This window comes from Rubrobacter calidifluminis (assembly GCF_028617075.1).
In the GTDB taxonomy this organism is placed as follows: domain Bacteria; phylum Actinomycetota; class Rubrobacteria; order Rubrobacterales; family Rubrobacteraceae; genus Rubrobacter_E; species Rubrobacter_E calidifluminis.
On the sequence record NZ_JAQKGV010000008.1, the window covers coordinates 103,206 to 118,397 of the forward strand.

The 15,192-nt window shown below is 69.2% G+C and carries 10 protein-coding genes; 6 read left to right on the forward strand and 4 right to left on the reverse strand.

Features of this window, described 5'->3' with window-relative positions; all coding sequences use genetic code 11:
* The first annotated feature begins 48 nt into the window (after positions 1 to 48).
* Positions 49 to 2,100 (forward strand): thioredoxin domain-containing protein, encoded by a 2,052-nt coding sequence (locus PJB24_RS08320; protein ID WP_273844720.1) that lies wholly within the window; start codon positions 49 to 51, stop codon positions 2,098 to 2,100.
* A 10-nt stretch (positions 2,101 to 2,110) separates the two neighbouring features.
* Here PJB24_RS08320 and PJB24_RS08325 read toward each other — a convergent pair whose 3' ends face one another.
* Genes PJB24_RS08325 through PJB24_RS08335 form a run of 3 tightly spaced genes read right to left on the reverse strand, consistent with a single transcriptional unit; the run spans position 2,111 to position 7,600 of the window.
* Positions 2,111 to 3,316 carry a trans-sulfuration enzyme family protein gene (locus PJB24_RS08325; RefSeq protein ID WP_273844722.1) on the reverse strand — a complete coding sequence of 402 codons (1,206 nt, stop codon included), beginning with the start codon at positions 3,314 to 3,316 and terminating at the stop codon, positions 2,111 to 2,113.
* Between the two features lie 51 nt (positions 3,317 to 3,367).
* Positions 3,368 to 5,419: a hypothetical protein gene (locus tag PJB24_RS08330; protein ID WP_273844724.1), complete on the reverse strand. Its 2,052-nt coding sequence runs from the start codon at positions 5,417 to 5,419 to the stop codon at positions 3,368 to 3,370.
* Positions 5,420 to 5,440: 21 nt separating this feature from the next.
* Positions 5,441 to 7,600, reverse strand: a complete 2,160-nt coding sequence (locus tag PJB24_RS08335) for a DUF6077 domain-containing protein (protein WP_273844726.1) — start codon at positions 7,598 to 7,600, stop codon at positions 5,441 to 5,443.
* 296 nt (positions 7,601 to 7,896) lie between these two features.
* Here PJB24_RS08335 and PJB24_RS08340 point away from each other — a divergent pair, with 296 nt between their 5' ends.
* The 5 genes from PJB24_RS08340 (at position 7,897) to PJB24_RS08360 (ending at position 14,337) form a co-directional block, all read left to right on the forward strand.
* Positions 7,897 to 10,737, forward strand: a complete 2,841-nt coding sequence (locus PJB24_RS08340) for a 2-oxoglutarate dehydrogenase E1 component (protein WP_273844727.1) — start codon at positions 7,897 to 7,899, stop codon at positions 10,735 to 10,737.
* Positions 10,738 to 10,786: 49 nt separating this feature from the next.
* A complete protein-coding gene (gene odhB, locus PJB24_RS08345) occupies positions 10,787 to 12,061 on the forward strand; it encodes a 2-oxoglutarate dehydrogenase complex dihydrolipoyllysine-residue succinyltransferase (protein ID WP_273844729.1) in 1,275 nt (424 codons plus the stop codon).
* Positions 12,062 to 12,134: 73 nt separating this feature from the next.
* A complete protein-coding gene (locus PJB24_RS08350; protein ID WP_273844731.1) occupies positions 12,135 to 12,632 on the forward strand; it encodes an OsmC family protein in 498 nt (165 codons plus the stop codon).
* Complete coding sequence (gene meaB, locus PJB24_RS08355; protein WP_273844733.1) at positions 12,623 to 13,579, forward strand: methylmalonyl Co-A mutase-associated GTPase MeaB; 957 nt, start codon at positions 12,623 to 12,625, stop codon at positions 13,577 to 13,579. Before PJB24_RS08350 ends, meaB begins: the two co-directional genes overlap by 10 nt.
* 23 nt (positions 13,580 to 13,602) lie before the next feature.
* Complete coding sequence (locus tag PJB24_RS08360) at positions 13,603 to 14,337, forward strand: helical backbone metal receptor (protein ID WP_273844735.1); 735 nt, start codon at positions 13,603 to 13,605, stop codon at positions 14,335 to 14,337.
* Here PJB24_RS08360 and PJB24_RS08365 read toward each other — a convergent pair.
* Complete coding sequence (locus tag PJB24_RS08365) at positions 14,273 to 15,190, reverse strand: CoA transferase (RefSeq protein WP_273844737.1); 918 nt, start codon at positions 15,188 to 15,190, stop codon at positions 14,273 to 14,275. The genes PJB24_RS08360 and PJB24_RS08365 overlap by 65 nt on opposite strands.
* Positions 15,191 to 15,192 lie beyond the last annotated feature (2 nt).

Consider the following 15,192-nt stretch of genomic DNA (forward strand, 5'->3'; position numbering starts at 1 on the left):
TGATACGTTTTGGAGAAGAGTCCCAGGCGAGCACAGGAGAGGCGCACAGTGGCGAACCGTTTGGCCCGCGAGAGCAGCCCGTACCTGCTCCAGCACAAGGACAACCCCGTGGACTGGTACCCCTGGGGGGAGGAGGCCTTCAGGAAGGCGCAGGAGGAAGACAAGCCCATACTCCTCTCCGTGGGTTACTCGGCCTGCCACTGGTGCCACGTCATGGAGCGCGAATCGTTCGAGGACGACGCGATCGCGGCCTTCATGAACGAGCACTTCGTCAACGTCAAGGTGGACCGGGAGGAGCGCCCGGACGTCGACTCTCTCTACATGTCCGCCGTGCAGGCGATGACCGGCAGCGGCGGCTGGCCGATGACGGTCTTCCTGACGCCGGAGGGGGCGCCGTTCTACGCCGGGACCTACTTCCCGCGCGAACCCCGGGGCGGGATGCCGGGCTTCCTGCAGGTTCTGGCGAGCGTCGCCGACGCCTACGAGAACCGCCGCGAGGAAGTCCTCAGGAGCGCCGGGAGCGTCCGCGACTACCTGCGCCGGGCCGTCGAGGCCGCGATGCCGGAGGGGACTCCCGGGGTTTCTCTGCTCGAGAGAGCGGGTGAGGAGCTCACCTCCGAGATAGACCGGCGCCTCGGGGGCTTCGGCGGCGCGCCGAAGTTCCCCCAGCCGATGAACCTGGAATTTTTGCTGCGATATCACCTGCGCACCGGGAGCGAGGAGGCGCTCTCCGGCGTCGAGCTCACGCTGGAGGCGATGGCGCGCGGTGGGATCTACGACCAGCTCGGCGGCGGGTTCCACCGCTACTCGGTCGACGCCCGCTGGCTCGTGCCGCACTTCGAGAAGATGCTCTACGACAACGCGCTCCTCTCCCGGCTGTATTTGGATGCCTACCGGCTCACCGGGCGCGACCTCTACCGCCGCGTGGCCGGGGAGACCCTGGATTACGTCGCGCGCGAGATGACCTCGCCCGAGGGCGGCTTCTACTCGAGCGAGGATGCGGACTCCGAGGGCGAGGAGGGGAGGTTCTACGTCTGGAGCGTGCGTGAGATCCGCGACGTCCTTACCCCCGGGGAGGCACACCTCGCCGAGGTCTACTGGGGTGTGAGCGAGAGGGGCAACTTCGAGGGCAAAAACATCCTGCACGTGCCCCGTCCCCCCGAGGAGGTCGCGCGCGAGCTCGGGATCTCCCCGGAGGAGCTCGGGCGGCGCGTGGAGGAGATCCGGACGAAGCTCCTCGCCGCGCGCGGGCGGAGGGTGCGGCCGGGGCGCGACGAGAAGATCCTCGTCGCCTGGAACGGGCTCATGCTGCGTTCGTTCGCGCTGGCCTCGAGGGTACTAGGCCGGGAGGACTACCTGGAGATCGCGCGGAGAAACGCCGCCTTCCTGCTTGAAAAGGCGCGCCCGGACGGGAGGCTGCGCCGCTCTTACAAGGACGGGCGTGCGGGAGAGGTGCCCGGCTACCTGGAAGACTACGCCTGCCTCGTGGAGGGACTCCTGGCGCTGCACGAGGCGACGCTCGAGCCCCGCTGGCTCGTCGAGGCCAGAGATCTCGCCGAGGAGATGGTCGCGCTCTTCTGGGAGGAGGACGAAGGCCGCTTCTACGACGCACACGCCGGCCACCAGGAGCTCATAGCCCGCCCGCGCGACCTCTACGACAACGCCACCCCCTCGGGCAACTCGGTCGCGACCGGCGTGCTCCTCGAGCTCTCCCTGCTCCTCGATCGTCCGGATTATCGCGAGAAGGCTGAGAGGGTCCTCTCCTCCATGAGCGGCGCGATGGAGAAGGTGCCCGGGGCCTTCGGGTGGCTGCTCTCGGTGCTGGACTTCTACCTGGCGGATCCCTGCGAGGTCGCCGTGATCGGGGAGCCCGGGGCGGAGGACACCGGGGAGCTGCTTAGGGCGATGGGCTCCCGCTACCTGCCGCACAGGGTCGTCGCCGGGCGCTCCCCCCGCGACGAGCGAGCCGCCGCGCTCAGCCCGCTCCTCGAAGGGAGAGAGGCGCGCGGCGGGCGGGCCACCGCCTACGTCTGCAGGAACTACGCCTGCCAGAGCCCGACGACCGACCCCGACGAGCTCCTGCGGCAGCTCGGGGGGTAGCCGGGCGGCCTCAGACCTCCTCCAGGGCCCGGGCGATGTCCTCTTTTATGTCCTCCGGATGCTCTATGCCGACCGAGACGCGCACCAGGTTCTCGCCGACCCCGAGGCGCTCCCGGCGCGAGGGTGGGAGGTCCCGGTGGGATGAGGTGGCCGGATGGGTGGCCAGCGTGTAGACGTCCCCCAGGCTCGGGGTGCGCACGCACACCTCGAGCGCGTTCAGGAACCGGAAGACCCCCTCGCGCCCTTCGGTGTCCAGCTCGAAGGAGAGCAGCCCGCTCGGCCCCGAGAGGGTACGCCGGGCGACCTCGCGGTCCGGGTGGTCCTCCATCGAGAGGTGGTTCACCCGGCGCACCTTCGGGTGCTCCGCGAGGAAACCCGCCAGCCGGGTGGAGTTCTCGCACTGGCGCTCCACGCGCAGCGGCAGCGTCTTGAGCCCCCGCAGGGCGAGCCAGGCCTCGAACGGGCCGAGGATGCCCCCGGTGAGCTTGCGCACCTGGTCGAGGGCCGCGTCGTAGGGGGGACCGGCGGTGACCACACCGGCCGTCAGATCCCCGTGCCCCGAGAGGTACTTGGTCGCGCTGTGGACGACGATGTCCGCGCCGAGCTCCAGCGGGCGCTGCAGGTAAGGGGTGCCGAAGGTGTTGTCCACGATCAGGGCGGCTCCGGCGGAGCGTGAGAGCTCCGCCAGGCGCGGCACGTCGGCGACCCGCAGCAGGGGGTTCGAGATCGACTCTACGACGAGCGCGCGGGGGTTGAGCTCCTCGACCCGCCTCTGCAGGCTCTTCAGATCGTAGAAGTCAGCGAAGCGCACCTCGACCCCGCTCGAACCGAAGATCTGTACCAGGAGCGTCGCGGTCGAGCCGTAGAGCTGTTCGGCGGCCAGCACGCGCCCCCCGGGAGAGAGCTCGGCCGCGAGAAGCGCCGCGTGCAGCGCGGCCATGCCCGAGGCGAAGGCGAAGGAGCGCGCCCCGCCCCGTGGGCTCTCCAGGGCGGCGATGGCCTCCTCGAAGGCGGTGACGGTCGGGTTGCCGTAGCGGGTGTAGCTGTAGCCCGCCTCCTCGCCGCCGAGCACCCGGTCGGTGGTCTGCACGTCCGGGTGCCAGAAGGTGGTCGAGGCGTAGATGGGCGTCGAGATGGGGTTGCTGGTGTCGGGCTCCCGCCCACCGCCGCCGCGCCGCTCGCCGGCGTGGACGGCTCTGGTCTCGAAGCGTCTCAAAAAGGGTCACTCTCCTCTCGCGATGCTGCTCCGGACAGGGGAATTCGTATGTTAAACCACGCCGCCCGGCGTTTGGGCGTTCTTCGGGGCGAAGATCACGATGGCCCGGTTCTCGTACACCCTGCGGTAATCCGGGGCGTCCGCGAAGGCGCGCCAGTTGACGCCGGGGTACCGCTTGTATATGACGATGTACCGCACGTCGTTTTCCCGCAGGAACCTCGCGGTGCGCCCGCCCCTGGGATGGTGCAGCACCCACTGCGAGACGAGGAGAGGTCTCTTGCCAGCGGTCGGCAGGGAGCGGGGGTGCTCTATGCGGTGCTCGCGGTAGGACTGCAGCCCGGTGTAGCCGCCCAGCGCGAGGACCGCCCGGTTGGAGATCCCACGCCCCAGGTACGGGGTCGAGATTATGTTGCCCCCGCGGTTGTGTTCCCTCAACCACGCTCCGGCACGTGCCAGGGAGGGGGTGAGGACCGCCTGCCCCGGCAGCCGCGCGGCATCCAGGCCGAGCGCGGCCTGGATCACCACGACGGTGCAGAGCAGGACGAGGGTGGTCTTCGAGAGCAGCCGGGGTAGGCCGGCCTGCCAGGCCGGGCGTACGAGCGAGACCGAGGCGAACGCCGCCGCCGCGACGAGCGGGATACTCAGGTCGCGGCTGAAGCGCTCGGGGAACCCCGAGAGAGAGGTCCGGCTGCCGGCGAAGAGGATCAGGACCCACAGCAGCAGCGTGGCCCGCGCGGCGATCTCCTTGCGGGAGGGGGTATGCAGCGCCAGGAGCAGCAGACCGAGCAGACCGAGCCAGAGGACGGGGGGTGAGAGCTCCGCGAGCGTGCCACGGAAGTCCGGCGGGCTCTGGCTGCCGATCGTCACGGCGACGGCCCGGCCGGTTCCTCCTGGGCTGCTGATACCAGAGAGGAGATGTGGCAGGTCGTAGGTCCTCCAGGCCCAGAGCACCGAGAGTACGGCCGTGAGCGAGAGGGAGAGGACGAGTGTGAGAGCCTCCCTGCGCTGGGCGGTGAAGAGCAGGTAGGGCACGATCAGCACCGAGACGCAGGCCAGGAGGAGGGCCATGTAGAGCGTCCCGACCGGGTGGTACAGAACGACTGAGGAACCGAGGAGCCCGGAGAGCAGCGCACGCCGGGCCGAGGGGTTCCGGTAGAGGTCGAGCAGCGCCGCGACCGCCAGCACCATCAGGAAGTAGGCGGAGAAGAAATTCGGGTAGCGTGCCTGGGCGAAGTCGTCGTAGGAACTGCTGGCGACGACCCCCGAGAGGAATGCTGCCGCCACCCCGAACTCCCAGCCCCACAGGCGGCGGGACAGCGCGTAGGCCGCCAGCGCCCCGAGGGCCGGCAATGCCGGGGCGAGTACCGGGAAGAGCTCCAGCGGGGTGAGCCTTCCGAGGCGGCAGATCACGGCCGTAAGCGTCGGGAAGCCGGGCGGGTAGATGAGATAGGAGGAGTAGGAACCGTGCCAGAGCATCTGCTCGGCCATCACGGCGTGGGAAAACTGGTCGCCGCCGCGCAGGTAGGGCCAGTCGTGGACCACTGGTCCCCAATAGCCGCGCGCGAGCGTCACGAGCAGCGCCGCCGAGAGGAGCCCCGCGGAGAGCAGCGGCTTCCGCGGGCTCTCGAAGGTTCCAGCGGTCTGTCCGCCCCCCAGAGCCCCGCTCGCGACCACCCCCGCGACGACAAGCAGCACTACGATGGGTGGCGCCGAGGTCGCGGGGGAGATGAAGCCCAGCATGGAGATGACGACGAGCGCCAGCGCCATCCCGAGGGCGCCCATCGAGAACCCGCCGAACGGGGGTGGGGTGGAGAGCAGCGGCTGCTCCTGGGCCCGGGCCGGGCCCAGGAGCAGCCGCGCCCCGAGCCCGCAGAGGAAGACCGCAAGTACCGCCGCGAGCGCCACCGGAAGCGTCACCCCGCCGCCCGTGATCCAGGAGATGGCTAGGGTGGCTGCGGGGACGAGCAGGGAGGAGATGGCCGCCGAGCAGGCCAGACGCTCGGGGACGTCGCGCCTGCCGGAGAGGGTTCGCTCCCAGAAGTATCCCGGGAGCAGGCCTGCCAGTAGCGCCGCCAGGATGGCCCTCGTCAGCTGATCGGCCAAGCAAGCCTCCCGGTCCCTGGGTCAGGGGTTGGCCGGCGGGCTGACGCCGAGGTGGCCGGCCAGGGTCCGGTAGTCCACCCTGTAGAGGCTGTACCGCTGGCTCGGGGTTGGAATGTGTACGAAGCCCGGCAGGTGCATCATCTGGTCGTTCAGCGGGGTCTCGGCGTAGACCAGGACGTACTTTACGTGATAGTGGCGCAGTATACGGTATGCCTCGAGCAGCGTCGGACCCGAGTAGAACTTGTGCACGTCGAGGTCGCGTCGGGGGACCCTGATCTTGTCGCCGGAGAGTTTCTCGAGCTGACCCAGATGTTCCAGGATCGGGTCTCCGCGAAAGCTGATCACGTTGAGGTAGGAGGAGTAAGCCGGGATAGCGATGTTGTCGTGGTCCGGAGCCATCACGACCGCCGGCTGGCGGATGTTGTGCTGCATCCAGCGGAAGATCGGGTCGAAGAAGAAGGAACGGTCGAGCGGGGGCGGGCCGCTGTCTATCTCACGCGCGCCGCTCGTGGCGGCTGGTGCGGCAAACCCGGCGAGCACGACCACGAGCACCACGGCGAGCAGGCCGCTCGAGAGCCCCCGCAGTCCCCTCCCAGTCAGGGTGCCGGAGAGACGCCGGAGGAGCTCGGACGCCATCCAGGCGTCGGTCAGGACGGTGGCCAGCGGTATCGGCCAGGCCATCCGGTATAGCTGGCCGGGGGCTATCACGTCGTTGCCGACGAAGGTCGCCAGAGGGGGTAGATAGCACACCAGCGTCGAGACGGCGAGGGTGCCGAGGAGGAGCCGGGCCGGGAGGCTCCGGCGGAGACGCAGGGCCAGGAAGGGCACGCCGGCCACGTAGCCCAGCGCTATGGCCGGTATGAGCAGCAGGTACGGGTGCATGATGTAAAGCCCGTCTCCCAGCCTGAAGATGTGCCGCCACTCCGGGCGGACGAAGACCATGTTCGCCAGCACCTCGGGTGGGGTGCCGCCTATGTCGGCGTCGTAGAGCTTGGCTGTCGGCGGGATCCCCCTGAAGAGGACGTAGAGGAGCGGACCCAGCGCCAGACTCACGAACGGCAGCGCGAGCCCTGCGGTTTCGAGCCAGGCTTTCCGCTCCCTCAGTCCGCACAGAAGGTGTACGATCCCGAAACCACCGACCGAGATGGCTATGACTGCCAGGCCGACCGGGTGGACCGTAACGACGGCCCAGCACAGAAACGCGAAGCCCAGCAGGTGGCGGACTCGCCGGGTCCGGACGAAGCAGAGGGCGAGCGCGAGCGCAACCGGCAGGAAGAGATAGCGGGTGAGGAACTTGTCCTGCACCACGCGCGCCACGATTTCACCGCCGAGGCTCTGCGGGGTGGGCTCCAGCTGGCCCAGGAGGAACAGTACGTAGAAGGTGGCAGCGAGGAGCGCCGTCCGGTGGCCGCCGAAGAGGGCGACCCCCAGGGCGTAGAACGCCAGGAGGGCCACCACCACGAGCGTCGGCTCCAGGTAGTGCAACACCAGCGTGACCGGGTCGATGCCGGCGACGCGCGAGAGGGCTGCCTGCTCCAACAGCCACCCGTTTATCTTCACCCGGGAGATGGCCGCCACCCTCTCCCCGAAATACGGGTCGTAGAGGGTCAGGTGCCGGGTGTTCAGGTATTCACGGATCCATGCCAGGTAGTCCCAGGTATCCCCGTCCACCATGGGGTACCTGATGTGGGCCAGGTAACCCAGCGTGATCGCCCCGCACGTAAACGGGACCCAGAGCCACCAGGCTGCCTCCGAGAGGTCCTCCCCGGAGACCGTCCGTGCGGTGTCGGACGCTGGGCGCTTGATCAGGACGTCCACCAGCGAGAACGCGATCGCTAGCGCCACGACTACGCCGCAGAGGAAGAGGTAGGCGGAGAGGCTCTCGTGCAGGATCAGGAACGGAACCCCCAGCACGCCGAAAAGCGAGACGCTGAAGGCGAAGGACGCCGGGATGGCCCCTGCCCCGCCTAACGCCTGTGAGAACCACCTCTCGTAGATCACGTACCCCGGGATCAGAAACAGAACCAGCGCCGCCCCGAAGCGGAGCATCGGCAGCCCGTGCAGCGTCTGCTGGAGCGGACCCACGGCTGTCCAAGACGCCACCGCGAGCGGTAACAGGAGGATGTTCGGGAGCCACCGGGCCCCGCCGTGTTTCCTCGATACACCTGCAGAACTCTTCAACCTCGCAGCCTCTCTCGACGACGGTCGGACCCTCGAGCGGCCGCCACCACACGGCCGGCCGGGATGGAGGAGCCATATCCGGGTAATAATACGATGTGAGAGGGCGTACGTTACGGACGGGAGACCGCTACATGGAAGTGAGTTATCATTAAGAAGGCAAGGGCCGTTGTCTGTCTACCTCGACAAAACGGGGCGGTTGCGAGATGGCGCGGGATGGGCTTCGCGCCCCGGTGGGCACCAGAGAAGAGTCCATGCCGCACGGAGAGATCTTACGACGTGTGAGGGTGTGATCCGCTTTGTCTGAGATATCCGAGAGAGAGTTTTACGGGCCGAACCTGGGATACGTGCTCGAGCTCTACGAGCGGTTCAAGGAAGACCCCGACTCCGTCGACGAACAGACCCGCAGGCTGTTCGAGCACTGGAGGCCGCGCGAGGTCTCGCTCGACGGGCAGGGCACGGTCGCCGCGGCTCCGGCGGCGGACGTCGAGAAGATCGTCGGGGCGACCAAGTTCATCCGGCACATAAGGGATTTCGGTCACATGGCCGCGCACCTGGACCCGCTCGGGAGCGAACCGCCCGGCGATCCCACGCTCGACCCGGCTTTCTACAGGATAAGCGAGGAGGATCTCGCGGAGCTTCCCTCCTCGATCGTCGACGGGCCGGTCGCCGGGAGGACCTCGACGGCGAAGGAGGCCGCGGACGAGCTGCGCCGGCTCTACTGCTCGACCACCGGGTACGACTTCGGGCACGTCCATGATCCAGAGGAGCGCTTCTGGTTGCGCGAGGCGGTGGAGAGCGAGCGCTTCGGCGGGAAGCTGGATGCCGGGGAGGCGAAGCGGCTCCTGAAGCGCCTGACGCGCGTTGACACCTTCGAGAAATTCTTGCATCGGACGTTCCTCGGGCAGAAGCGCTTCTCGGTCGAAGGCAACGACATGGTCGTGCCGATGCTCGATCGGCTGCTCGAGCTCGCGGCCGACTCGGGGATACCGGGGGCGGTCCTCGGGATGGCCCACCGCGGCAGACTCAACGTGCTCGCCCACGTCCTGGGCAAGCCCTACGAGAAGATCTTCGCCGAGTTCCAGCAGCCGGAGAAGGGCGAGCAGCCCTCCGTGGCCGAGAGCCCGGGAGAGGGCTGGGTCGGGGACGTGAAGTACCACCTCGGAATCCGGGGCTACCACCTCGAAGAGGGTGAGGAGGACAGCCGGGTCGAGGTCACCCTCGCCCCCAACCCGAGCCACCTCGAGCATGTCAACCCGGTCGTCGAGGGGATGGCCCGCGCGGCGCAGGAGGATCGCGGGAAACCAGGAGCCCCGGAGCAGGATGTGGACGCCTCGCTGCCGATCCTGCTGCACGGCGACGCGGCGTTCCCCGGCGAGGGGGTGGCCGCGGAGACGCTGAACCTCTCGCGCCTGAGGGGGTATGCGACGGGCGGCACGATCCACATCATCACCAACAACCAGCTCGGCTTCACCACCGAGAAGGAGGACGCCTACTCGACGACCTACGCCAGCGACCTGGCCAAGGGCTTCGAGATCCCGGTCGTCCACGTCAACGCCGACGATCCGGAGGCGTGCCTGGCGGCGGTGAGCATGGCGTATGCCTACCGGCAGAGATTCCACAAGGACTTCCTGATCGACCTGGTGGGCTACCGGCGCTACGGGCACAACGAGGGGGACGAACCCTCCTACACCCAGCCGCTGATGTACGAAAAGATAAGGACCCACCCCTCGGTGCGCGAGATCTGGGCGAAGGAGCTCGAGGAGCGGGGCATTATCGAGGAAGGGGAGGCCGAGCGGCTGGTCGAGGAAGTCTACTCGAGGATGCAGGAGATCCACAAGAACCCCTCCCTCGGGAGAGCCGAGGAGGAGGGGATGGGGGATGCGCCCTACACCCCGCTGGTGGAGATCCCCGAGACCGCCGTCCCGGCCGGGAGGCTCGAGGCCCTCAACGAGGCGATGCTCGAGAGGCCTGAGGGGTTCAACCCAAACCCCAAGCTCGAGCGGCTCTTCCGGCGCAACCGGGGCAGCCTGGAGCAGATAGACTGGGCCCACGCCGAGGCGCTGGCCTTCGCCTCGCTCATCGAGGACGGCGTGCCGATCCGGCTTACGGGCGAGGACACCGAGCGGGGCACCTTCTCGCAGCGCCACGCGGTGCTGCACGACGTGGAGACCGGCGAGCGCTACGTGCCGCTGCAGAACATCCCGCAGGCGAAGGCGTCCTTCGCGGTGTACAACAGCCCGCTCTCGGAGGTCGCGACGATGGGCTTCGAGTACGGCTACTCGGTGGGGTCGCCGGAGGCGCTCGTGCTGTGGGAGGCACAGTACGGGGACTTCGCCAACGTCGGGCAGGCGATGATAGACCAGTTCGTCGTCAGCGGGCAGGCCAAGTGGGGGCAGGCCTCCGGGCTGGTTATGCTGCTGCCGCACGGGTACGAGGGGCAGGGGCCCGAGCACTCCTCGGCCCGGCTCGAGCGCTACCTGCAGCTGGCGGCGCGGGAGAACATCCGGGTGGCCAACTGCACCACCGCCGCGCAGTACTTCCACCTCCTGCGGGCGCAGGCGATGCTCACCGACAACCGCAGGCCGCTCATCCTCATGACGCCGAAGAGCCTCCTGCGCCACCCGATGGCCGCCTCGACGCTGGAGGAGCTCGCGAGCGGCAGGTTCCAGCCGGTGCTGGACGACGCGGAGGCGCGGGAGAGGGCGGACTCGATCGAGCGCCTCATCCTCTGCTCGGGCAAGTTCTACACGGAGCTCGTCGGCAGCGAGTACAGGGACGAGGCCGAGGACACGGCGGTCGCGCGGGTGGAGCTGCTCTACCCGTTCCCGGAGGAGCAGCTGCGGGAGGTGATCGGAGGATACCCCAACCTGCGCGAGATACTCTGGGTGCAGGAGGAGCCGAAGAACATGGGCGCCTGGAGCTTCATGGAGCCCAGGCTGCGCGAGCTGGTCTCCGGGGGGCTCCCGATAATCTACGTCGGCAAGCCGGCGCGCCCGAGCCCGGCGCAGGGCTCTGCGAAGTTCCACCGCCGGGAGCACGCCGAGATCGTGAGCCGGGCCTTCCGGGGCGAGGACGACGGAAGGAAGGCCGAGGCCGCGGTCAGAGGGACGCAGGCCCGCACCACACAGGGGGCCTGAGGGCCCGTAGCGGAGAGTTTTGGTAGCGAGAGTCTAGGAGAGGTGAGAATTGCCCGCTGATATACACGTGCCCGAGCTCGGAGAATCGGTCACCGACGCCACCGTTGGCCGCTGGCTGAAGAAGGAGGGCGAGGCGGTGAAGGCCGGGGAGCCCCTGGTGGAGCTCGAGACCGACAAGATCAACTTCGAGGTCGAGGCGGAGCAGGACGGGGTCCTGCAGAAGATCGCCAAGGGCGAGGGCGAGACGGTGAACGTCGGCGAGGTTATCGGGACGATCGCCGAGGGCGACGGGGCTCAGCCCGCGGCCGAGGAAGAGACCGCCGAAGCTCAGGAACGGGAGGAGCCGGAGGCCGCGCCGGCCGAAATCGGGGAGGCGACCAACGGCCACCGGGAGGCCGAGGAGGGGGCCCGGCGGGCCTCTCCGGCGGTGAGGAAGCTAGCCCGGGAGTACGGGGTCGACCTCTCGGAGATCGAGGGCTCGGGCTCCGGCGGGCGCATCACCCGGGAGGACGTGGAGCGGGTGATCCGGGAGCAGGCGCGCCCCGCTCCGGAGGAGGCGCCGCAGGCCGATGGCCACGCCGAGACCGCCCCCGCGCCGCGTCCGGCCCCTGCCGCCGCGGAGGGACGCCCCGAGGAGCGGGTACGTCTCTCGCGCCGGAGGCTCACGATCGCCCAGCGGCTCGTGCAGTCGCAGCACGAGGCCGCGATGCTCACCACGTTCAACGAGGTGGACATGTCGGCGGTGATGGAGCTCAGGCGCAGGAGGCGGGAGTCGTTCCAGGAGCGCACCGGGGCGCGGCTCGGGTTCATGAGCTTCTTCACCAAGGCCTCGGTCGCGGCGCTCAAGGCGTTCCCGCAGGTCAACGCCGAGCTCGACGGCAACGAGCTCGTCCTCAAGAAGTACTACGACATCGGGGTCGCCGTCTCGACCGACGAGGGCCTCGTGGTGCCGGTCGTGCGCGATGCCGACCGCAAGAACTTCGCCGAGATAGAGCAGGAGATCGCGGAGCTCGCGACGAAGGCCAGGGAGGGGAGGCTCACGCTCGAGGATCTGCGCGGCGGGACGTTCACGATCACCAACGGCGGCATCTTCGGCTCGCTGATGTCCACCCCGATCCTGACCACCCCGCAGGTGGCGATCCTGGGGATGCACAAGATCCAGGAGCGCCCGGTCGTCGTCGACGGGGAGGTCGTGGTGCGCCCGATGATGTACCTGGCGCTCTCCTACGATCACCGGGTGATCGACGGGGCGGAGGCGGTGAGCTTCCTGGTCAGGATCAAGGAGCTCATCGAGGATCCGGAGGCGCTGCTGCTGGAAGGGTAGGGAGAACGGGTTTGCTGGGGTGCGGCGAGAGGGCCCTCCGGGCCCCTCTCGCCTTTCTGGGAGAGGAGAAGAGATGGACCTGAGGTCGGTGCAGAGGCCGTTGAAGAAGCGCTACCGCGAGGAGCCGGGCTCCTCGAAGGTGACGCTCTCGGCCAGGGCGAGCCGGCAGGAGACGCCGGTCTCCTGCTCGGTGGACATAGGCCGGGCGGTCTACGCGGCGGAGGCTCACGCCGGGGTGGGCGGGAGCGGGCAGACCGCCTGCTCGGGTGATCTTTTGCTCGGGGCGCTCGCGGCCTGCGCGCAGCTCACCTGCCAGATGGTCGCGGAGAACATGGGTCTCGACGCCAGGCGCATAGAGGTCGGGGTGGAGGGTGACCTCGACCTCGCCGGGACGATGGGGATCTCGGAGGAGGTGTCGGTGGGCTTCGAGCGCATCCGGGTCGGCTTCGAGGTCGACGCGCCGGGGGCGACCGAGGAGGAGCTCGCCGCCCTCCGGGAGAAGACCGAGCGCTACTGCGTGGTGATGCAGACGCTCCTCGATCCGCCCCGTATAGAGACCAGATGGGGGTAGAGAGGACCGATACGGGGACGCTGGCCGGGAGGCTGCTCGCCGGCGACAGGCGGGCGCTGGCGCGGGCGATCTCGAAGATAGAGCGCGAGGACCCCGAGGTGACCGGGCTCTTCTCCGAGATCTTCCCGCACACCGGGGGGGCGGTGACGGTGGGGTTCACCGGGCCGCCGGGCGTGGGCAAGAGCAGCCTGCTCGCCCGCCTGATAAAGCTCTACCGCGCCGAGGGGAAGAAGGTCGGGGTGGTCTCCGTCGACCCCTCGAGCCCCTTCTCGCACGGGGCGATCCTGGGCGACCGCATCCGGCTCTCGGACCACTTCCTCGACCCCGGGGTGTTCATCCGCTCGATGGGGAGCCGGGGGCATCTGGGCGGGCTCGCCGCCGGTTCGAGGCTCGCCGGGATGGCGATGGAGGCCTACGGCTGCGACGTGGTCCTCTACGAGACGGTGGGCGTCGGCCAGGGTGAGGTCGAGGTCGCCTCGGCCGCGGAGACGGTGGTCCTCGCGATCCAGCCGGGCGCCGGGGACGCGGTGCAGGCGCTCAAGGCCGGCGTCATGGAGATAGCGGACGTCTTCTGCGTGAACAAGGCGGACCACCCGCAGGCCACCCTCGCCAAGCGCGAGCTGCGCCAGATGCTCGAGATCGGGCACGAGCTCGACCCGGAGGCCCCGATCCCGCCGATCGTCATGACCCGCGGGGACACCGGCGAGGGGATCGAAGAGCTCAAATCCGAGATAGAGGGGCACCGGAGGCGCCTCGAGGATAGCGGGGAGCTGGAGAAGCGGAGGCGTGCCTCGCTGCGGGAGTTCGTCGTCTCCTGGGCTACCGGACGGCTGGAGAGGGAGATCAAAGAACGGCTCGCCCGCGAGGACGCAAAGATAATGGAGGAGGTCTACGCCCGCAGGCTCGATCCGATCTCGGCTTCCGAGCGGATCTTCCGGGAGGTCTAGAGGCCCTGGCGCCCCGGCGGATAGTGAGCCTGGTCCCATCGCTGACCGAGGCGCTCTTCGCCTTCGGCGCCGGCGGGCGGGTCGTCGGGCGCACCCGCTACTGCACCCAGCCGCCACACGAGGTCGGCCGGGTGGAGAAGGTTGGAGGGACCAAGAAGGTGGACCTCGATCGCCTCCTCTCGCTCGAGCCGGACCTCGTCGTCGCGGTGAGGGAGGAGAACCGCCGGGAGGACGTCGAGGCGATCGTTGAGGCCGGCGTCGAGATCTTCCTGGGCGAACCCGCGACGGTCGCGGGGGCGCTCGCGATGCTGCGGGAGCTCGCGCGGAGGGTGGAGGCCCCGCGCGCGGACGTCTTCCTGGGGCGTATCGAGCATGTGCTACGCATCCTCGAATCCTCGCGCCCGGAGCGTCCCCGGCGGGTCTTCGCCCCGATCTGGAAGAACCCGTACATGAGCGTTGGGGGCGACACCTACGCGGGGGACGTGATCCGGGTGTGCGGCGGCGAGAACGTCTTCGCCGGGCGTGGGCGCTACCCGCGGGTGACGCCGGGGGAGATAGAGGAGACCTCACCCGAGGTGATACTGCTCCCCGACGAGCCCTATCCCTTCTCTGCCGCGGACCTGCCGGAGTTCTACGCGCTGGACGTTCCCGCCGCCCGCTCGGGGCGCGTCTACCCGATCGACGGCAAGCTCCTCACCTGGTACGGTCCCCGGATGGCTCCGGCCCTGATGCAGCTCTCCGCGATACTGTGCCGGTGAGGCCGGGAGCACCCCTCACCCTGGAGAGCGGCAGGTCGCGCTCCCGGGCCCACCGCTCCCACTCCCGGGCGCTCCTGCGGGAGAAGGCTTCCTGCAGGGCTTCGTGGCTCAGTTCCTCGAGGCCGAGTTCTCCTGCGAGGCGGCTCTGGAAGTGGGGCTCGAGCGCGGCGAGGGCGACCCACCCATCCTGCGTACGGTAGAGCCCGTACCCCGCGAAGGCTCCCCCGAGGAGGCCGCCGGGAGCGGTCAGGCCGTAGCGCAGCGGTGCAGCGAAGGAGGCGGCTGCCTCCTGCAGCGGGACGGCGGCGAACGCGCCTTCTTCTCCGCCGCGCTCTCGTTCGAGAAGCAGCGCGAGAGCCGCGCTCACCGCCCTCTCGGCGCCGGCGAGGTCGGCGAGCAGGGTGCGCGGGAGATGCGGCGGATCGAGGAGCCCGAGGGAGGCCTGGTAGGTGAGGTCGTGGCCGGGGCGGTTCTCCTCCGGGGGCGGGTGACCGGTTATCGCGACGTGCGAGAGGCGCGGGTATCGGGCGTGCAGATCCTCCCACCCGAGCCCGAGGCGCCGCAGCGCGGCGGGCCGGCTCGAGGTGAGGAGGAGATCCGCCCCGGCGAGCAGCCCTTCGAGGCTCTCTCTGTCCTCCCGCCGCTTCAGGTCCAGCCTCAGCACCCGCTGCCCCGCCGTCAGGTCGCGGTACCAGAGCGGGCAGTAACGCCCGAGCGGGTCGCCTTCGGGCGGCTCGACCCTGCTCACCTCCGCGCCCATCGAGTGCAGCCTGGAGGCGGCGACCGGGCCGGGGATGTTGAGGCACAGGCTCACCGCGCGCACCCCGCGCAGGATGCCTGCCGGAGCCGACACGC

Bases quoted from the DNA above. Each gene is read 5' to 3' on its own strand.
- PJB24_RS08350 (WP_273844731.1), top strand. From the start codon at position 12,135: ATGGACCTGAGGTCGGTGCAGAGGCCGTTGAAGAAGCGCTACCGCGAG.
- meaB (WP_273844733.1), top strand. From the start codon at position 12,623: ATGGGGGTAGAGAGGACCGATACGGGGACGCTGGCCGGGAGGCTGCTC.